12 protein-coding genes are annotated in these 18,155 nt (G+C 73.4%); 5 read left to right on the top strand and 7 right to left on the bottom strand.

Annotated elements, in window-relative coordinates; genetic code table 11:
• Positions 1 to 2: 2 nt before the first annotated feature.
• The 3 genes from FHU30_RS10830 to FHU30_RS10840 all read right to left on the bottom strand — a co-directional run bounded on the left by FHU30_RS10830 (position 3) and on the right by FHU30_RS10840 (position 4,637).
• On the bottom strand, positions 3 to 1,289 hold the full coding sequence (locus FHU30_RS10830; protein ID WP_253874591.1) for an MATE family efflux transporter: 1,287 nt from the start codon (positions 1,287 to 1,289) through the stop codon (positions 3 to 5).
• On the bottom strand, positions 1,289 to 3,358 hold the full coding sequence (locus FHU30_RS10835; RefSeq protein WP_253875330.1) for a GumC domain-containing protein: 2,070 nt from the start codon (positions 3,356 to 3,358) through the stop codon (positions 1,289 to 1,291). The genes FHU30_RS10830 and FHU30_RS10835 overlap by 1 nt, the downstream gene beginning before the upstream one ends.
• Positions 3,359 to 3,500: 142 nt before the next feature.
• Positions 3,501 to 4,637, bottom strand: coding sequence for a glycosyltransferase family 4 protein (locus FHU30_RS10840; RefSeq protein WP_253874593.1), 1,137 nt, complete (start codon positions 4,635 to 4,637; stop codon positions 3,501 to 3,503).
• A gap of 161 nt (positions 4,638 to 4,798) precedes the next feature.
• On the opposite strand from FHU30_RS10840, the gene FHU30_RS10845 reads away from it, so the two are divergent.
• Complete coding sequence (locus tag FHU30_RS10845) at positions 4,799 to 5,944, top strand: DUF1972 domain-containing protein (RefSeq protein WP_253874595.1); 1,146 nt, start codon at positions 4,799 to 4,801, stop codon at positions 5,942 to 5,944.
• A 227-nt stretch (positions 5,945 to 6,171) separates the two neighbouring features.
• A complete protein-coding gene (locus FHU30_RS46990; protein WP_253874598.1) occupies positions 6,172 to 7,008 on the top strand; it encodes a phosphotransferase in 837 nt (278 codons plus the stop codon).
• Between the two features lie 55 nt (positions 7,009 to 7,063).
• On the opposite strand, the gene FHU30_RS10855 is transcribed toward FHU30_RS46990, so the two are convergent.
• Positions 7,064 to 8,713, bottom strand: coding sequence for a PQQ-binding-like beta-propeller repeat protein (locus FHU30_RS10855; protein ID WP_253874600.1), 1,650 nt, complete (start codon positions 8,711 to 8,713; stop codon positions 7,064 to 7,066).
• A 163-nt stretch (positions 8,714 to 8,876) separates the two neighbouring features.
• Positions 8,877 to 12,158: a LamG-like jellyroll fold domain-containing protein gene (locus FHU30_RS46995; RefSeq protein WP_253874602.1), complete on the bottom strand. Its 3,282-nt coding sequence runs from the start codon at positions 12,156 to 12,158 to the stop codon at positions 8,877 to 8,879.
• 209 nt (positions 12,159 to 12,367) lie between these two features.
• Here FHU30_RS46995 and FHU30_RS10865 point away from each other — a divergent pair, with 209 nt between their 5' ends.
• Both FHU30_RS10865 and FHU30_RS10870 read left to right on the top strand, forming a co-directional pair.
• Positions 12,368 to 12,943, top strand: a complete 576-nt coding sequence (locus tag FHU30_RS10865; RefSeq protein ID WP_253874603.1) for a hypothetical protein — start codon at positions 12,368 to 12,370, stop codon at positions 12,941 to 12,943.
• Positions 12,944 to 12,946: 3 nt separating this feature from the next.
• Positions 12,947 to 14,704: a right-handed parallel beta-helix repeat-containing protein gene (locus FHU30_RS10870; RefSeq protein ID WP_253874605.1), complete on the top strand. Its 1,758-nt coding sequence runs from the start codon at positions 12,947 to 12,949 to the stop codon at positions 14,702 to 14,704.
• Positions 14,705 to 14,773: 69 nt separating this feature from the next.
• Here the strand turns inward: FHU30_RS10870 and FHU30_RS10875 are convergent, their stop codons facing one another.
• Positions 14,774 to 15,682, bottom strand: a complete 909-nt coding sequence (locus FHU30_RS10875) for a sulfotransferase (protein ID WP_253874607.1) — start codon at positions 15,680 to 15,682, stop codon at positions 14,774 to 14,776.
• Positions 15,683 to 15,729: 47 nt separating this feature from the next.
• Between FHU30_RS10875 and FHU30_RS10880 the strand changes: the two genes are divergently transcribed.
• Positions 15,730 to 17,136, top strand: a complete 1,407-nt coding sequence (locus tag FHU30_RS10880) for an O-antigen ligase family protein (RefSeq protein ID WP_253874609.1) — start codon at positions 15,730 to 15,732, stop codon at positions 17,134 to 17,136.
• Here the strand turns inward: FHU30_RS10880 and FHU30_RS10885 are convergent.
• A complete protein-coding gene (locus FHU30_RS10885) occupies positions 17,080 to 18,105 on the bottom strand; it encodes a YncE family protein (RefSeq protein ID WP_253874611.1) in 1,026 nt (341 codons plus the stop codon). The genes FHU30_RS10880 and FHU30_RS10885 overlap by 57 nt on opposite strands.
• Between the last annotated feature and the right edge of the window lie 50 nt (positions 18,106 to 18,155).

Below are 18,155 nucleotides of genomic sequence, written 5' to 3' on the forward strand. Positions count from 1 at the left end.
AACTATCCGGAAACTCCCTGCATGGCGGCGACCTCGGCCTGCGCCTCCACCGGACGCGGATCGTCCCGGCGCAGCAGGTACCAGAGCAGCGCCGCCGAGACGAGCCCGCCGCCGCCGAGGCAGTACGGCGCGAGGGCCGCGTGGCTCGGCGCGGCCGCCAGCAGCCCGAGCAGCACCAGCAGCCCGAACGCGCTCTCCACGCCCCGGACGGCGAACACCATCCGGGACTTCTTGCGCGCGGTCGCGAGGCTCGCCAGCGGCAGCGTGCAGGCGAAGCACACCGCATAGACGCCCCAGCCCGCCAGCGCAGTCTTGTTCACATCGAACGAGCCGCCCGTGACGACCGGGCCGAGCCAGTCGACCAGGACGATCCCGCCGAGGCTCAGGACCAGGGCGATCCCCGCCATCAGCCCGCACGCCTTCAGCGCCGCGCGGGCGGGCATCGGCGTGCCCTCCCGCTCGGCCTTGGCGAAGTCGCCGAGCAGGAACCAGCCCGCGCCGTTCACGAACGTCATCGCGGGCGCGAGCAGCAGCCGCGCCGCCTCCACCCCGGCCAGCGCCGCCGTGGACGCGAACGCCGCGATCATGATCCGGGCGAGCAGCAGCGCGCCCGGCCGGACCCCGGCCTGCACCGACCGCCACCACGCGAACTCCAGGATCTCCCGCAGCGCCGTCCCGCGCAGCGGCGCGCCCGCGTACTCCTCGGCGGGCAGCCGCAGCCGCGCCAGCCCGATCGAGCCGACGCAGCCCACGCACATCGCGCCGAGCAGCAGCTCGACCGAGCCGTCCGCGCCGAGGCCGACCGCGATGCCCAGCGCGGCCAGCGTCACCACCAGGTAGGACGCGTCGTTGAGGGTGAGCCGCCAGAACTCCATCCGCGCGGTGAAGATCCGCCGCCCGGTCTCGTTCAGCAGCCAGAGCGCCACCAGCAGCGCGAACAGCGCCGTCCCGGCCGCCCCGGCGAGGCCCATCGCGACCGACACGACCGCGCCGACGACCGCGCCCGCCGCGACCGTCCCGATCACCGACCAGAGCAGCGCGCCGCGCACCCGCGGGTCGAACCGGTCGAAGACGGTCAGCGTGTCGCCGACGAAGCTGGTCTGCACGGACGTGATCATGACCAGCACCGCGAAGAACAGCGCGTACGCGCCGTACCCGGACGCGCCGAGCGTCCGCGCCGCGAGCGACTGCACGACCAGGCTGCCGCCCGCCGTCACGAACTGCACCGCGACCGCGCCACCCGCCGACGACAGCAGCTTGGCGGCCTTGCCCTTGAGGATCGCGCGCATCAGTCGCGGTCGAACCCGCGCAGCGGCGAGTCGCCGGACAGCACCCCGGCCCCGTTCCCGGACGCGTCCTTCGCCGCCTCGTCCTCGCCGGAGCCCTTCGCCTTGCCCGAGCCATTCCCGTTGGACGAGCCATTGGACGACCCGTTGGACGAGCCGTTGGACGGGCTCTTGGACGGCTTGGCGGCGGCGAGCATCGCGTCATCGACGATCCGGAGGTCCTCGATCGTCCGCCCGGGGTCGGCGCTCGGATCGGCCGGGGCGGGCTCGCTCTTCGCCTCGTCCTTGCCCACGGGCTTCTCCTCGGACTTGCCGGTCGCGGGCGGCGTCATGGCCAGGCCGGTCTCCAGCGCCTTCGCGGGGTCGCGGAACGACCCGTCGTCCCGGGTGGAGCCGCGCGAGTGCGCACCACCGGAACCGGACCGCGCGCCGCTCCCCCGCCGTCCGCGCCCGGACGCGACGGCCACGCCGTCCTCGCTGGTGGCCGTGCTGCCCAGCGGATCGTCCAGAACCCGCCCGCTGTCCTTGGTCTTCAGGGGGTCGGCCGCCAGAGGATCGACGGGCTTCGCAGAGCTGCCGGCCCGCGCGGAGTCGTCGCCTCGTGGCGGGGAGGGTTCGGCCTTCGCGGGAGGCGCGGGCAGCACGGGGTCTGCGGGCTTGGCCGGCGCGGTCGGGGTCGTAGGCTTCGGTGTCGAGGCGGCGGACGGGACGCCGAGTTCGGGGGCGCGGCCGTAGCCGGATGTCGAGGCGCGGTCGGCGGAGTGGCGTCCGCCTCCGCTGCTCGGGGTGCCTCCGGCGACACGGCGCCCCTCGGGCTCGACCGAAGGCTGCGGGGCGCGCTCGCCCGCGGAGTGCGTGGGGCGCTCGCCCGCGGTGTGCGTCGCGCGCTCAGCCGCGGAGGGCGTGGGGCGCTCGGTGGGGGGCTGGGGGGTGCGGTCGGCGGACGTCCCGTAGCCGTTGCTGCTGGGAGCCGCGGACCGCGGGGGCACGTAAGGGGCGTCCGTCCGGGGCGCGGGCTCGCTCGGGCGCGAGTGGCTCGGCGCGTAGGACGCGTTCGGAGCCGGCGGGTTGCTCTGGCGCGGCGCCGGCGCCGGCGGGTTGTAGCGCGGCTCGGGACGCCGCGTGTTGTCCTGGATGATCCGGTTCGGGCCGGTGTTACCGGCGGGCAGGGCCGGACGGGCGCTGGGCCCGTAGACCTCCTCGTCCGTCCAGACACGCTCGATGCGGCGCTCGGCCCCGCCGGGACCGGAGCCCGGACGGCGGGACGAGCGCGGCCGGAGCGGCCCGCCCGAGGTGGCGCGCAGGAAGGACACCACGCACGCGAGGATCGCGCCGATCGCCAGGCCGATCACCGCGTTCTGCGGGATCTGGTTCGGGGTGGAGCCGCCGGGGTCGGCGTTGTCGACGAACTGGACGCCGTCGTTGGCGTTCGCGCGGGCCGACAGCACGCCGCTCTCCGCCGACTGGAGCTTGGTGAGGTTGGCCGCCAGCACCTTGCCCTCGCGGGTGCTCGCCGGGGTCGTCTCCAGGTTGCGGGTGATCTCGCGCTCGCTGTCCTGGATCTTCTTGAGCTGCGCGTCCAGCTTGGCGGTCGCGGTCGCGATCGTCTGCTCCTGGTACGCCTGCACGACGGCGTTCGCGACCAGCGCGGCCTCCGGCACGCTGCTCCCGGACGCGGTCACGATCACCACGCCGCTGTCCGGCTTGGTGGACGTCTTGACCCGCCCGCGCAGCGCCACCGCGGTCAGCGCCGGGCCGTGCTTGGACTTGATGATCTCCGCGGCGCGGCCGAGCACCGGCGCCGAGCCCGCGAACGCGGCGCGCTGCGCGGTGTAGGCGGCGTAGCCGGGCCCGGACACCACGCCCTGCCGCAGGACGTTGTTGTTGTTCGTCGGGTCGGTGACGGCGAACCGCGCGGTGGCGGACGCGCCGCCGAGCAGGAACGCGGTCGCCGCGACCGAGGCGAGCACGCAGGCCACCACGATGAGGGACGACATCAGCCGGTAGCGCCAGACGGCCTCGACGAGACTGATCTCGGACGGGGCCGCGGAGGCGGAGGTCGGTGCGGTCATCGGGTTGCTTCTCATCCCCTGGGGAGTCGGGCAGGTCCTTGCGGAGGATAGGCGGTGGCGGGAGCGGGCCGGGCCGGGCGGCAGGTCGGACGGCTTGTCGGGCGTCGGTTCGGGCGTCGGTTCGGGCGTCGGTTCGGACGGTTCACGAGGCCGGGACGGTCAGGGCGGTGACGGCCTCGCGGAGTTCTCGGTGGTAGCGGGCGGTGCCGAAGCGGGCGGCCGCGTCGGCCCCGGCCCGCTTGGCCAGGGCCAGGGCGGCGTTCCAGTCGTCCAGGAGGCGGACGACGCCGTCCGCCAGGGCCTCCGGATCGTCCGGGACGACCCGGACGCCGGTCTCGCCGTCGACGACGATCTCGGTGAGGCCCTGCGTCGCGGAGACCACCACGGGCCGCCCGGCCAGCATGGCCTCCACGGCGACGTTACCGAACGGCTCGACCCGCGAGGGCACTATCGCCAGGTCCGCTTCGGCGAACGACTCCCACACCGACGGCCGGAACCCGGCGAACTCGATCGCCGGGCTGCCGCCCGCGAGGTCGCGCAGCTCCCGCTCGAACCACTCGTAACCAGGGAAGACGTCGCCGACGAGGGTGAGCCGCACCGGGACGCCGCGCTCTTCCAGCAGCCGGACGGCCCTGACCGCGACATCGGTGCCCTTGCGCGGGGAGAGCCGTCCGACCAGCACGATCCGCGCCGGACCGGTCAGCTCGGCGCGCGGCTCGGGGACCGGGTTGGGCGGCTCGTCCACCCCGTTGTAGATCACCTGGGCGCGGCGGCCGGCCGCGCCGAGGGCGGCGGCGCTCGCGCGGCTGTTCACCACGACGGACCGGGCGAGCCGCAGCGGCGCGGCCAGGGCGGCGCGGACCGGGCCGGGCACGCCGTCCTCGGCCTCGTGCACGTGGCAGAGCGCCGGGACGCGCGCCAGCCGCGCCGCGACCAGCCACAGCGGGATCGTCACGGTGTTCACGTACAGGGCGGCGGCGCGCTCCCGGCGCAGCAGCCGCCAGGCCGCGGGCAGCGCCCGGAGGGAGCCGAGCGCCAGCCGGACCAGCCCGACCGGTCTCATGTACGCCTTGCGCAGGACGGGGACGGGCAGCACCTCGACCCGCGCGCCCGCTTCGCGAAGCGCCTGCGAGAGCGGGCCGTCCGCCGGTAGCGTCACCAGGACGCGCCAGTCGCGGGCGAGGCCGCGGACCGACTCGACCAGCATCCGGTCGGATCCGTAGAGGTCGGGCGACGGATGCGCCAGCACCACGACAGGTCCGGTTTCTCCCTGGCCCACTCTTCCCCTTCCGCCGCATCTGGCAGGCTTTGATAAAACAGACTCCCGCAACCCTCAGATTAACTCCGCATTACCTCTGGACGCGCGGAGCCCATCCGGTCCTCCCCCGCCGGCCCGGGCAGCGGCCCAGGGGAACGGTACCGACGCATCGGAGGCTCCCCGTGCGCATCGCCATGATCGGCACCCGCGGCGTCCCGGCCCGCTACGGCGGGTTCGAGACCGCCGTGGAGGAGATCGGCCGCAGGCTGGCCGACGCCGGGCACGAGGTCACGGTCTACTGCCGCGGCGAACGCCATCCGGACCGCACCTACCTCGGGATGCGGCTCGTCCACCTCCCCGCGGTGCAGCGGAAGGTCGCCGAGACGCTCAGCCACACCGCCCTGTCCGTCACGCACGCGGCAGGCCGCCGCCTCACCGGCCGCGGCCCGGACGCCGCGCTGGTCTTCAACGCCGCGAACGCGCCGCTGCTGCCGGTGCTGCGCACGCTCCGCGTCCCGGTCGCCACGCACGTGGACGGTCTGGAGTGGAAGCGCACCAAGTGGAGCGGGTCGGGCCGCCGCTACTACCTGGCCGTCGAGCGGCTGGCCGTCCGCTGGTCGGACGCGCTGATCGCGGACGCCGTCGGCATCCGTGACTACTACCAGGAGAAGTTCGGCGCGCAGTCGGTCTTCATCCCCTACGGCGCGCCCATCCTGGAGAGCACGAACACGGCCAAGCTTGCCGAGGCGGGCTACAAGCCGGGCGGGTTCCACCTGGTCGTGGCCCGGTTCGAGCCGGAGAACCACGTCCACCTCGCGGTCGAGGGCTACCGGCGCAGCGCCGCCCGCAAGCCGCTGGTCGTCGTCGGCTCGGCCCCCTACGCCGACGAGTACACCGCCCACCTGCGCGAACTCGCCGGAGACGACCCGCGCATCACCTTCCTCGGCGGCGTCTGGGACCAGGAGCTCCTGGACGCCCTGTACGCGGGCGCGCTCACCTACGTCCACGGCCACTCGGTGGGCGGCACGAACCCGTCCCTGCTGCGCGCGATGGGCGCGGGCGCGTCCGTCCTCGCCTACGACGTGAACTTCAACCGCGAGGTGCTCGGCGAGGACGCGGGCCGCTTCTTCGGCGACCCGGCGTCCCTCGCCCGCGAGATCGAGGCCGCCGAGTCCGACCCGGGCCTCGCCGCCGACCGCGGCGAGGAGGCCCGCAAGCGCGCCGCCGAACGCTACGTCTGGGACGACATCGCCCGCGACTACGAGCGCCTCTGCGAAGACCTCGCCGCCCGCCGCCTAACCCGCCGAACCATCCGCCCCAAGCAATGACCCCGCCCGGAGACATGCCGTCCCCCGCGAACGCAACACCCCACGCGGAAGCAACACCCCACGCGGAGGCAATGCCGCACGCGGGAGCTGCGCCCCACGCGGGAACGGCAGCGCACGCGGGAACGGCAGCGCACGCGGGAACGGCAGCGCACGCGGGAACGGCAGCGCGCGGGGGGACGGTGCCGTCTGGGAGGTTCGTGCGGGCGCCGGGGGGCGGGAACGTGTTGGTGCCGGTTTCGTCGCGGCGGGGGGCGCTGGCCGGGGTTTCGCTGCTGACCAAGTCGAAGCCGGTCGCGGTGGCGGCGCAGTGGGCGATGTACGGGGCCGTGGCGGTGGCCGGGCCTCGCGTTCTGCCTGGTCAGCGTCTGTCCTGGGACGCGCCGGGCGATCCGGAGCTCTGGCGGGACGTCGCGGACGGCGTCGGCGGCTTCGACGGTGTGGCCGTGTACGAGCGGCCGCAGGCGTCGCGCGAGGGAGTGGCGGCGGTGCTGCTCCGCGCGGGACGACCTGCGGGTTTCCTGAAAGTCCGGCCAGACGCGGGCGAGCTGGATCGCGAGGAGCGCGCACTGCGGGCGTTCGCGCACGGCTGCTCGGCGGCGTTCCGCGTGCCGATGGTGCTGGGCCGGGGCGAGGCAGGGGGTCGGCACTGGATGGTCATCGAGGCCATGCCGGCGCGTCCGGCGCGTCCCGTCCGGCGCCCTGACCTCGAAGGTGTCGTTGAGGCCGTCCAGGACGCGCTGGCCCCCGCGCTCCCACCTGTCCCAGAGGCCACAGAACACTGGCGTCCGATGCATGGTGATCTCACCGCGTGGAACCTGCGGGTCTGCGGGCGCGGGCTGCCGTGGCTGATCGACTGGGAGGACGCGGCGTGGGCGCCCCCGCACGCCGACCTGGTCTACTACCGCGCGACCGCGAGCGCCGCGCTCGGCGCGCCGCTGGGCACCCTGCCCCCGGACGCGGACGAGGCCGCAGCCTTCTGGGCGAAGCGCGTCGAGCAGCGTTCGGGCGGCGACCACGACGCCGCCCTCAACCAGCGCCTCCTGGACATCCTCCGCACCCTCTGAACACGCCGAAGCCGCCGCTCCCCGGGGAGCGGCGGCTTCGGCGTGTTTCAGGCGGTCAGCGGTACACGGTGTTGGACGCCGCCGAGGTGGAGGTGTTCCCGAGCGGGTCCTTCACGCGGATCTTGTAGGTGTGCCGGCCCCTCGGCGCGGACGTGTCGGTGAAGCTCAGCGTCGGCATCGCCCAGAAGTTGGACGGCTTGGCCAGCGTGCCGATCGCCTTGGTGCCGTTGTCGCGCAGCACCTCGTAGGTGAGGTTCGCGTTGTCCATGTCCCAGGTGGCCGTCCAGCGCAGGCTCACCTTGCCGCCCGAGGCGTAGGCGCGCGGCGCGGACGGACGGGCCGGACCGGTCTTGTTCGGCGCCTTCGCCCGGATCGCGAACCGGACCAGGCCCTGCTGCGGCTTGCCGTTCACCGAGGGGAACTCGCCGCCGAGCGCGATGGTGTTCGCGTTCCCGGTGACCGCCCAGGCGGCCTGGAACTGCTTGGTGAAGGTGCCCATCGCGAGCGTCGGGAACCAGTGCAGCAGGCTCGGCACCGGCTGCTTGCTGTAGTTGCTGTTGCTCCCGGGCTCGGCCTGGTCGCGGCCGGTCGGCGCGGCGGTCTCGGCGAGCGTCCGGTGGTAGGTCTCGGGGGTGGTGTCCTTGAACGCGCCGAGGGACGAGCAGTCGTGCGCGTGCGAGACGCTGTAGACGGCCTTGCCGAGCGGCAGGATCGAGTAGGTCGCGCCGTAGCAGTTGTCCAGCCAGACCAGGTCGCCGCCGCTGGCCTTGGCCGCGAACCGGCCGTCGTACCAGTGGTAGCCCTCGCCGTCCGCCGCGCCGTACACCGTGTCGCCCTGGACGTGCAGGTCGGTGACGTAGGAGAACTTCGTGCCCTGCCGGGACGGCACCGGGCGGCTGCTCCACGGCGCGAGCGAGCCGTTGGCGGTGTAGACGGCGCCGACGCCGACCTTGTCCTGGCCGTCCAGCTTCTGGAAGCGGCCGCCGACCACGACGGTCTTCTCGCCGGGGGTCAGCGCGAGCGCGAACACCTCGTCGTCGTCGGCGGTCGGGCGCCAGGTGTCGATGTTGGCGCCGTTGGCGGCCTTCACCGCCGCGAGCCGCGTGCGCGGCTTGCCGTTGACGCTGAAGAAGTTGCCGCCGAAGTAGACGGCGCTGTTCGTGGCGGCGATGCCGCGGACCTTGTTGGACACGACCGGCTTGAACGCGTCGACGAGCTTGCCGGTCTTGGTGTCGAACGCGGCGAGCCGGCTGTGCGCCTTGCCGTCCACGGTGGTGAACTCGCCGCCGACGTAGACGCGCTTGCCGTCCGGCGAGGCCACGACGCGCAGGCCCTGGCCGTTCAGCTTGTGGTTGAAGGTCGTGACCAGGTTGCCGGTGCTCAGGCTGAAGGCCAGCAGGTTCTGCCGCGCGACCTGCTTCTTGTCGCCCGGCTTGGTGCCCGGCGGGCGCGCCTTGGTGAAGTTCCCGGTCACGTAGACGGTGTCGCCGACCGTCGCCATGCTCCAGACGACGCCGTCCACCTGCCAGGTCGGCAGCGGGTCCGCGCTCATCGTCGCGGGCGTGCCGGACGCGGGGGCGGTGTCGGCGGTGGCCGCGTCCATCGGGACGAGCGCCGCGCCAACGAGGGCGGTGCCTGCGGCGAGCGCGGCGGCGGAGCGCCACGGACGGCGGGTGGACGGTACTGGTCGCGTGTGAGCCCTCACGAATCGCTTCCCTTGGTCCCCGGAGCCTCGGTGGCCCCCTGGCCACCACAGTCGGGGGAGATCGTAGTACTTGTCCGCATTGCCCTCACGGCAACTCGGCGAACAAACAGCGAAGAGGACGGATCCCCCTAACGGGGACCCGCCCTCCTCCGTGGCCTTCAGGTTAGGGGGCCAGCCGGTCCGCCCGCAGGTCATCCAGGGAGAGGCGCACCGGGACGGCCGTGGTCTTCGCCGTGTAGGCCCGCACCCCGACACCGCCGGCGCGCTGGAGCGCGGCCGTCGTGTCGGTGGCGGACACCTGCCACGCCGAGGGCTCGGACTGCCCGGCGACCCAGACCTTCGCGCGGAGCGTGGTCGGAGCCGTCCCGACGGCCTGGACGCGCACGCGCAGCCGCGTCCACGCCTTGAACGCGATGCCCGGAACCACCTTCTCGCCGCCGATCGCGGTCTCGACACCCGACGCGTTCGTCCTGCTCAGGCGCATGTAGACCTTGCCGAGCGCGATCCGGACGCGGGCCCGGTACTCGCCCGCGCCGCCGATCGTGCGCGGCGTCCCGTACAGCGCGACACCCGAACCGGTCGGGTTCCGGTCGGCCGAAAGCTGGAACGCCAGGTCGTTGCTGGTGGACGACACGGCCTTCAGCCCGGCCCCGCCGAGCGCGCCGGTCTTGGTCATCTTGATCCAGCCGACACCGCCGCTGGCCGAGAACGCGCCGCCGTAGACCGTCCAGGCGCCGCCCGGCGACGTGCTCCCCCAGCCGGACGCGACCGTCCGGGTGAACGAGTCGGTGACGATGTTCTGCGGCTTGACCGCGACCGTCCCGGTGTTCTCGGTCGTCACGCCCTGGTCGTCGGTGACCTTCAGCGTGACCGTGTAGCTGCCGGCCGCCTGGTACAGGTGCGTCGGCTTCGCCCCGGTCCCGGCTGCCTTGTCGCCGAAGTCCCAGGCGTAGGACTTGATCGAGCCGTCCGGGTCGGCGGACTTGGCCGCGTCGAACGTGCACGACAGCTGCGCGCAGGCCGGGGTGAACGCGGCGACCGGCGGCAGGTTCGGCTTCTCCGCGCCCGAGCCGATGCCGAAGTGGTGGTGCAGCGTCGCGGAGGTCAGCGCGGACGGGTAGACCGCGACCTCGTCGATGTCGCCCTTGAAGTACGAGCTGCGCGGGGCCTGCGGCCAGCCGGAGAGGTTGTCGCCGCCGATCCGCCAGTAGCCGTCGTAGTTCTGCCCGAACGTGGTGTTCGCGTCCTCGGCCTGCTGCTCGCCGTCCACGTACAGGCGGATGCCGGCGGTCGAGCTGAGCGTCGCGGCGACGTGGTGCCACTTGCCGTCGTTCAGGCCGTCCTTGCTGCGCAGCGTCTTGGCGTCGCCGTCGTAGACGCCGAACATCACCGCGCCGTCGTTGGTCATGTACAGCTGCCGGTCGTAGGACGAGCTGCTCCCGGTCGCGCTGCTCCCGAACCCGACGATCTTCCCGCCGGTGTCCGCCGAGGTCTTGATCCAGGCTTCGAGGGTCAGGTCGTCCGGCGAGGGCGTCGGGGCGCCCCCGGCCGTCCCGGAGGACGAGCCGTCGAACGTCGCGGCGTGGTCGTCGTCGTTGGCGATCGCGCCCTGCGCGCCGCGCTGGACGCCCGAGCCCACGGTCAGGTCTCCGGCGCCCGCGTAGTCCATGGCTTTGCCGGAGTCCTCGCCGAGCCGCCAGTAGCCCGCCGGGGAGTCCGCGGCGATGATGTCCGCGTACGACCCGACCTTGCCGTCCCCGGGCTTGGCCGCGTTGGACGGCACCGTCCGCGTCGCATTCCCGGACGCGTCCTTAGCGCGGACCTCGTACGTGTGATCGACGCCCGGCGCGGCCGTCTTGTCGATGAACGCGATCGTCGGACGGCTCCAGAACGTCGAGGTGCGCGTGACCGAGCCGACCGGCGTGGCGCCGCCGTCCCGGAGCACCTCGTAGGTGACCGCCGGGTCGTCCATGTCCCAGGTCGTCTGCCAGCCGACGCGGATGCGCCCGCCGGGCAGCGGTGTCGCGGTCGGCGCGGGACCGTTCGGCTTGGCCCAGCCGTCGGACTGCGGGCCGGTCTTGTTCGGCGCCTTCGCGCGGCTCGCGAACCGGACGATTCCCTGCTGCGCCTTCCCGTTCACGGTCGGGAACTCGCCGCCGAGCGCGATGTAGTCGTCGTTCCCCGTGACCGCCCAGGCGGCCTGGTACTGCTTGGTGAACGAGCCGGGGGCCAGCGTCGGGAACCACTGCATCAGGCTCGGGACGGGCTGCCGCTTGTAGTTGCTGTTGCTGCCAGGGTCCGAGTGGTCGACACCGGTCGGGTCGGCGGTCTCGGCGAGCGCGCGGTGCCAGGTGACCGGGTTCGTCTCGCGGAAGTCGCCGAGCGAGGCGCAGTCGTGCGCGTGCGAGACGCTGTAGACCGTCTTGCCGCGCGGCAGCATCGAGTAGGTCGCGCCGTAGCAGTTGTCGAGCCAGACGAGCTTGCCGTCGTCGGCCTTCGCCGCGAACCGGCCGTCGTACCAGTGGTGGCCCTCGCCGTCCGCCGCGCCGTAGACCGTGTCGCCCTGCACCTGGAGGTCGGTCACGTACGAGAAGTTGCCGCCCTGCTTGGACGGGACCGGCTTGGCCTCGAACGGCAGCGTCCCGCCGGTGGTCGGGTCCACCTCGCCGACGCCGACGTGCGGCTCGCCGTTGATCGTCTGGAACCGCCCGCCGACCAGGATCCCGCCCTTGGGCGCGATGGCCAGCGCCATCACCTCGTCGTCGTCCGCCTTCGGCGCCCACGGCAGGAGCGTCCCGTCGGACGCGTTGACCGCGGCGAGCCGGGTGCGGCCCTTGCCGTTCACGTTGAAGAAGTTGCCGCCGAAGTAGACGGCCGTGTCGGTCGCGGCGATGCCGCGGACCTTCTGGCTGACGTCCGGCTTGAAGCCGTCCACGAGGGCGCCGGTCGCGGTGTCGAACGCGGCGAGGCGGTTGTGCGGCTTGTCGTCCACGGTCGTGAACTCGCCGCCGACGTACACGCGCTTGCCGTCCGGCGAGGCCGCGACGCGGAGGCCCTGGCCGTCCAGGGTGTGCGCGAACGACGTGACCAGGTTGCCCGTGGTCAGGTTGAACGCGAGGAGGTTCTGCCGCGCGACCTCCTGCTCTCCGGGCGCCGCGCCCGGCGGGCGCGCCTTGGTGAAGCTGCCGGTCGCGTAGACCGTGTCGCCGACCGTCGCCATGCTCCAGACCACGCCGTTCACCTGGACGGTCGGCAGCGGGTCCGCGCTGACCGTGGGCGGCGTGGCGGCCGAGTCGGCGGCGGTGCCCGTCACCGTGGCCGAGTCGTGCGGGTCGATCAGGGCGACCGCGCCCGCGAGGGCGGCCGTCAGCGCGACCCCGCCGGCGAGCGCCGCGCGCCGGCGGCCGGGCCGCGAGGGGAGTCGTCTTCTCGGACGAACGTTCACGAGCTGGGATCCTCCGCGGAAAGGGAGCGGGGCGTCACATCAACCCCAGAAGTAAGCGTCAGGTTAACCAGTTGGTGACGATCACCGGCCGACATCGCGGGCAATGCGCCTGAATCGTGACCGGGCGTCCCGCCCGGCCGCCTAGACTCGTGCGATACCCCAAGGCGAACCGCGCCGCCGCGCGCCCCGAACTGCGAGGAGTCCCCCACATGGCCGTTCCGCGCTCGCTCCGAGTCGCCCCGGTCGCGGTGCTGACCGTGGCGCTGGCGCTGACCGGTTGCTCGTCCTCGGGGAAGAAGAAGGACGCCAAACCGGGCCCGCCGCCCCCGGCCCCCTCCGAGCAGCCCGAGTCGCAGGCCAACGCCGCGCCCGGCGCGAAGGCGGTCACGATGTCCGGCGGGCTGAAGAAGCCGGTCACCTACGACGACAAGGTCACGGTCGCGATCAGCGGCGTCCGGTACGTGAAGAACACCAAGCACGGCCCGGGCGAGCTGACCGGCCAGACATTGACGATCTTCACGCTGAGGTTCAGCAACGGGTCCGGGCAGCCGCTCGACCTGAACGGCGTCCGGGTCGTCGCGAAGTACGGCGCGGGCAAGCAGACCGCGAGCCCGACGTCGTACGCGAACCTCAACGACTTCTCCGGCACGGTCAAGCCGGGCGCGAGCCGGTCCGCCTCGTACGCGTTCGACCTGCCCAGCCAGGGCTACAAGTCGGTCATGCTCGGCGTCACCTTCGACGGCAAGCACAAGACCGCCCTGTTCTCCGGCGCGATCCACCCGTAGCGCGTGGCACTCACCCGATCCGCCCGCCTCTGGATGGCCGCGGCCATCGCCGTCCCGGTCGTCGCGGGCGGCGTCGTGGGCTGGCAGCAGGCGTTCCGGCAGAGCTCCGAGGCCACCCCGCAGGCCGTGCGCACCGCGCCCGCCGCGCAGGCGGAGGCCGGAGCCGGCTCGGCGCCGGTCGGCCGGACGGCCTACCGCGTCCCGCGCGGCGCGGTGATCGTCGCGCCGGACGGCAGCGACGGCGCGCCCGGAACGCCGTCCGCGCCGCTGCGCACCCTCGCCGCCGCGATCTCCCGCGCGCCCGACGGCGGCACGATCGTGCTGCGGCGCGGCGTCTACCACGAGTCCGTGACCGTCCCGGAGGGGCGGCGGCTCACGATCCAGGCGCATCCCGGCGAGCCGGTGTGGCTGGACGGCAGCTCACGCCTCGCGTCCTGGAAGCCGTCCGGCCAGGTCTGGCAGGCGGACGGCTGGAACCACCGCTTCGACGACAGCCCCAGCTACACCAAGGGCGCCGACGACGGCGACAACCCCGCCTTCAAGTTCCTCGACCCCGCGTACCCGATGGCCTCGCACCCCGAGCAGGTGTGGGTGGACGGCGCGGCGCAGCAGCAGGTCGCGTCCGCCGACCAGGTCAAACCGGGCACGTTCTTCGTCGACCTGGACGAGCACCGGCTGCTGCTCGGGACCGACCCGTCCGGGCACGAGGTGCGGGCGAGCACGCTCCAGGAGGCCGTCACGCTCCAGGGCGAGGGCTCGGTGCTGCGCGGCATCGGCGTGCGCCGGTACGCCACGTCCATCCCGCAGCTCGGCTCGGTGAAGGTGCTCGGCCCCGGCATCGTCGTCGAGAACGTGGTGATCACCGACTCCGCGTCCACCGGGATCTCGGTGGACGCCCCGCACGCACGGCTGCGCGGGATCACCGCGCTCCGCTCCGGGATGCTCGGCATGCACGCCAACTACGCCGACGACCTGCGGATGGTGAACGTCCTCGCGCGCGGCAACAACACCGAGCACTTCCGCGCCGCGCCGGTCTCCGGCGGCATCAAGATCACCCGGTCCCGGCGGATCGCGGTGCTCGGCGGCGTGGTCGCCGACAACCGCGGCAAGGGCCTCTGGTTCGACGAGTCGGTGCAGGACATCACCGTCACCGGGCTCCGGGTCGTCCGCAACACCGACCACGGCCTGGTGCTGGAGCTGTGCGCGCAGGCCGTGATCGCCGACAACGTCGTCGGCGACAACGGCGGCGACGGCCTGAAGATCAACGACACCTCCGAGGTGCGGGTCTGGAACAACACCCTGACCCGCAACACCCGGAACCTGCACCTGATCCAGGACCACCGCGGCGACGACCCGACCGCCCCCGCCCACGCCACCGGCCGCGACCCCCGCCGCCCGCCCAGCCCCGCGATGACCTGGCGCATCGGCCGCGTCGTCATCGCGAACAACCTCATCGCCCTCGGCCGCGACGGCTCCACCTGCCTCCTCTGCGTCGAGGACACCACCCACCAGCGCCCGGCATCCCAACTCGGCCTCACCGTAGACGGCAACACCTACACCCGCAGCGACTCCACCGACCCGTCCGTCCTGGTCATCTGGCCAGTCGACCAGGGCGACCCAAAAAGCTTCAAAGACGAAGACGAGTTCCGCAACGCCACCGGCCAAGAGAAGTCGAAGGGCCCCCTCCCCCTCCCCGCCGACATAGCCCGCCTGATCGGCAGACCCGCCGGAGCCCAGCAACAAGGCGCCTGGCGCCCCTAACCCAATCCCCACAAGGCCCGCCCGATTACGCCGCGCATCGCGGAGCGATGCGCGGCTTTGACAAGGCCGTTAGGGCTTGGTCCAGGGGAGGGAGCGGCCTAGGAGCTTTTCTAGGTCGGCGTTGAAGGGGGCGTAGTGCTCGGCTAGGGATTGGCGGGTTTCGGGCTTCAGGTCGGCGCTGGGGGCCGGGTTCCAGACCTTGGAGGCGGCCTTGGGGAGGGGGGCCTTGGGGAGGCCCAGGAAGGTCGCGACCTCGTCGATGGCCTTCTGCTGGTCGGCGTAGAACTCCTCGGCGACCAGGACGTGGACGCGCTCGGGCGGGAAGTGCAGGAGCCAGCGGCGCAGGTGGGGGGCGTACTCGCTCTGCGCGCGGTACGACTGCTGCTCGTGGGCGTAGCTGCGGTAGCCGGGGCAGGTGCGGATCTTGTCCGCCTCGCCGGCCAGGCGGTCGGCCTCGGCGGCCAGGGCGTCCTCGAAGGTCGGGAGGTCTTCGGCGTTCTGGCGGCGGCGCTCGCGATAGTGCGAGAAGGCGCGCTCGACCGGGTCCCGCAGGATGAGCAGGATCTTGGTGTCCGGGACGTCGCGTCCGGCGCGTTCGGCGGCCAGTGGGTGGAACAGGTAGTAGGGCGAGCCCTCGCCGACGAGGACGCGGCCGCCTGCGCGGCGGGACGCGGCGCGGCGGGCGGCGACGGCCGGGAAGTGGGACCGGTACCAGGCGTCGCCCAGCTCGTAGTGCGAGTCGAAGTAGTGGACGCCCTTGGTGTCGTTCCGCTTGGGCAGCAGGCGGGCGCTCGGGAACAGCGGCATGATCCGCGGGTGTTCGAGCAGGCCGTAGTACAGCGACGTGGAACCGCCCCGTTTCGCGCCGATCAGCAGGAAGTCGGGTCCTGGCCGGAGGGCCGCGGTCGTCATCCCGTAGCGGCGGATCAGGGTCCGGCCGGCGCCGATGACCGGGGCGGGGAGGTGGTCGCGATTCACGCTGACAGCGTAGTTGCGCGCGCGACCCCGCCTATCCTGTGGGAGCGATGCCTTCCCTTTTCCCCCGTCCGGCCGTCCGCCGCCCGGCCGTGGTCCTCGAAGCGGGCCACCGCTGGGCGGTGCTGCTGCCGATGGCGCTGATGCTGGCCAGCGACTACAAGCTGCGCAGCCGTCCGGTGGACGAGACGGTCGGCGGCAGCCCGGACCTCACGGTCTTCCTGGAGATCGGCGTCTACGGCCTCGCCGCGCTCTACCTGTACTGGCGGTTCGGGATGCGGCCGCCGGTCCGCCGGACGACCGGGCTGCTGTTCGCGGCGTGGGCGTTCACCGGGTACGTGGCGATGTCGGCGCTGTGGTCGCCGTTCATGTCGCTCGGCGTCGTCCGGGGCGCGCAGCTGCTGGTCACGATGGCGCTGGTGCAGGTGCTCGCGACCCGCGCCACGGTCGCCGACCTGCACCGGCTCGCGCACGCGTTCGTGATCGTGGTGCTCGGCTCGGTCGCGATCGGCGTGGCGCACCCGTTCCCGCGGACGCCGCAGACCCTCACCCGGTTCAACTGGCTGTACGTGCACCCGGTGATCGCGGGCGTGTACCTCGGCATCGCGGTGCTGCTGGTGTTCGGGCTGCTGATCCGCAGCCGCCGGTACGGCGAGCAGGCGCGCGGCTGGCCGCCGCTGGTGTACGCGGCCGTGCTGCTGGTGCTGATGGGCGCGCTGGTCGCGACCGGGACGCGCGGTGCGGCGGCCGGTGCCGCGGCCGGGCTGCTGGTACTGATGGCGACCGCGCGCGGCCCGCGCGGCCGGATCGACCTGGTCGTGATCGGCGGGGCGGTCGGCGCGGTCGGGGTGCTCGCCTTCGCCGACAAGATCATGAACTTCGTGGCGCGCGGCGAGACGGCCGACAAGCTCGCGTCCCTGAACTCGCGCACCGACCTGTGGACGCTCGCCATGCGCGCCTACCAGGAGAAGCCGATCTTCGGGCACGGGCTGGGCGCGTCGCGCGGGCTGTTCCTCCAGGACATCGGGCTCGGCGGCGGGCACAACGCGTTCGTGAACGCCCTGGTCGACAACGGGACGGTCGGGACGGCCCTGTTCGTCGCGCTGCTGCTCACGCTCGGCACCGTCCTGGTCACCCTCGTCCGGCGGCGGGAGCTGCGCGGCGACGCCGGGACGCTGCTCGGCATCCTGGCGTTCTTCCTGGTGGACGGCATCACCACCGAGGGCCTGGCGATGCCCGCGAACGTGTCGGGCATCTGGCTGCTGCTCCTGGTCGCCTTCACCGAGGCGCTGCGCCGCGGCCGCTTCCGGACGGCGGACGAGCCCCCGCGCGTCCTGGTCTCCGTCCCGGGCATCTCGGTGCCGGGCACCACGTTGCCGGGCGCCTCGGTGCCGGGTGTCTCAGTGGCGGACGCGCCGGCGGCCCCGGAGATAGAGTCCGCCCCCCACCGCACCTAGCACGACGAGCCCGGCCAGCGAGCCGGTGCCGAGCATCCCGCCCGGCAGCGTCTGCTTCACCGGGCGGTACTCCCCGCCGCCCGGCATCGGATCGGCAGCGGCGCGGCCGGGCACCGGGGTGGCGCTCTCGGTCTGCGGGCTCGGGGCGTCCGACAGCGGCAGCGCGAACACGCGCGGATGCGCGCCGGACTCGGCGATCAGCACGTGCCGCCCGTCCGGGGCGACGGCGACCGCATCGCCCTTCGCGGACGTCCGCAGCACCTGGGTGACCTTGTCGCGGATCCCGGCGAGCACCCGGACGTCGCCGGTGCCGCGCAGCACGACGCGTCCGTCCGGGGCGAACGCGCCGCCGCGCACGCCGAACGGCAGCCGCCGCACCCGCGTCAGCCGGTTCACCACGCGCGAGCCGAGCGCGGCGGGCAGCGCGTACACCGACGCCGCGCCCGCCGCGCGCGTGACCACGTACAGCCGCTGCTCGGACGGGTCGCCGAGGACGGTGCCCGCCTCGTGCGCACCGTCCGGATAGGTCACCTGGTACGCCTTGGCGGCCAGCGCGCCGTCCGCGAGCTTGGCCGGTTCCGGCACCTTGTAGAAGGTGAGGGTGTCGTGCTTGGCGCCCGTCCCGTTGAGGTCGGCGAGGTAGAGCGTGCCCGCGCCGCCGTCGCCCTTGACGACGGCGAGCGTGTCCCAGCCGCGCGTCCCGGGGACGGTGAAGGACGCCTTCGTCCGGCCGTCGTCGCCGACCGCGAACACCCGCGCCTTGCGGGCGTCGAGCGTCCACCACACGTCCGGATGGGCGATCCCCCTGGCCAGCGCGCCGGGGTCGGAGAGCCGCGCGTCCTCGGCCCGGAACGCCTGCGACGCCTGCGGGGACGAGGTCGGCACGGGGTTCGGCGCGGCGGCCGCCGCGGGTGTCCCGGCGAGCGCGGCCGGCAGGACCGCGCAGCCGGCGAGGACCGCGGTCCTCACGACGAAGGAGGCCTCCGTCCGCGCGACGCGCGGGGCGCTCGATGGCACGA

This window comes from Actinomadura rupiterrae, assembly GCF_024172125.1.
Lineage (GTDB): Bacteria > Actinomycetota > Actinomycetes > Streptosporangiales > Streptosporangiaceae > Spirillospora > Spirillospora rupiterrae.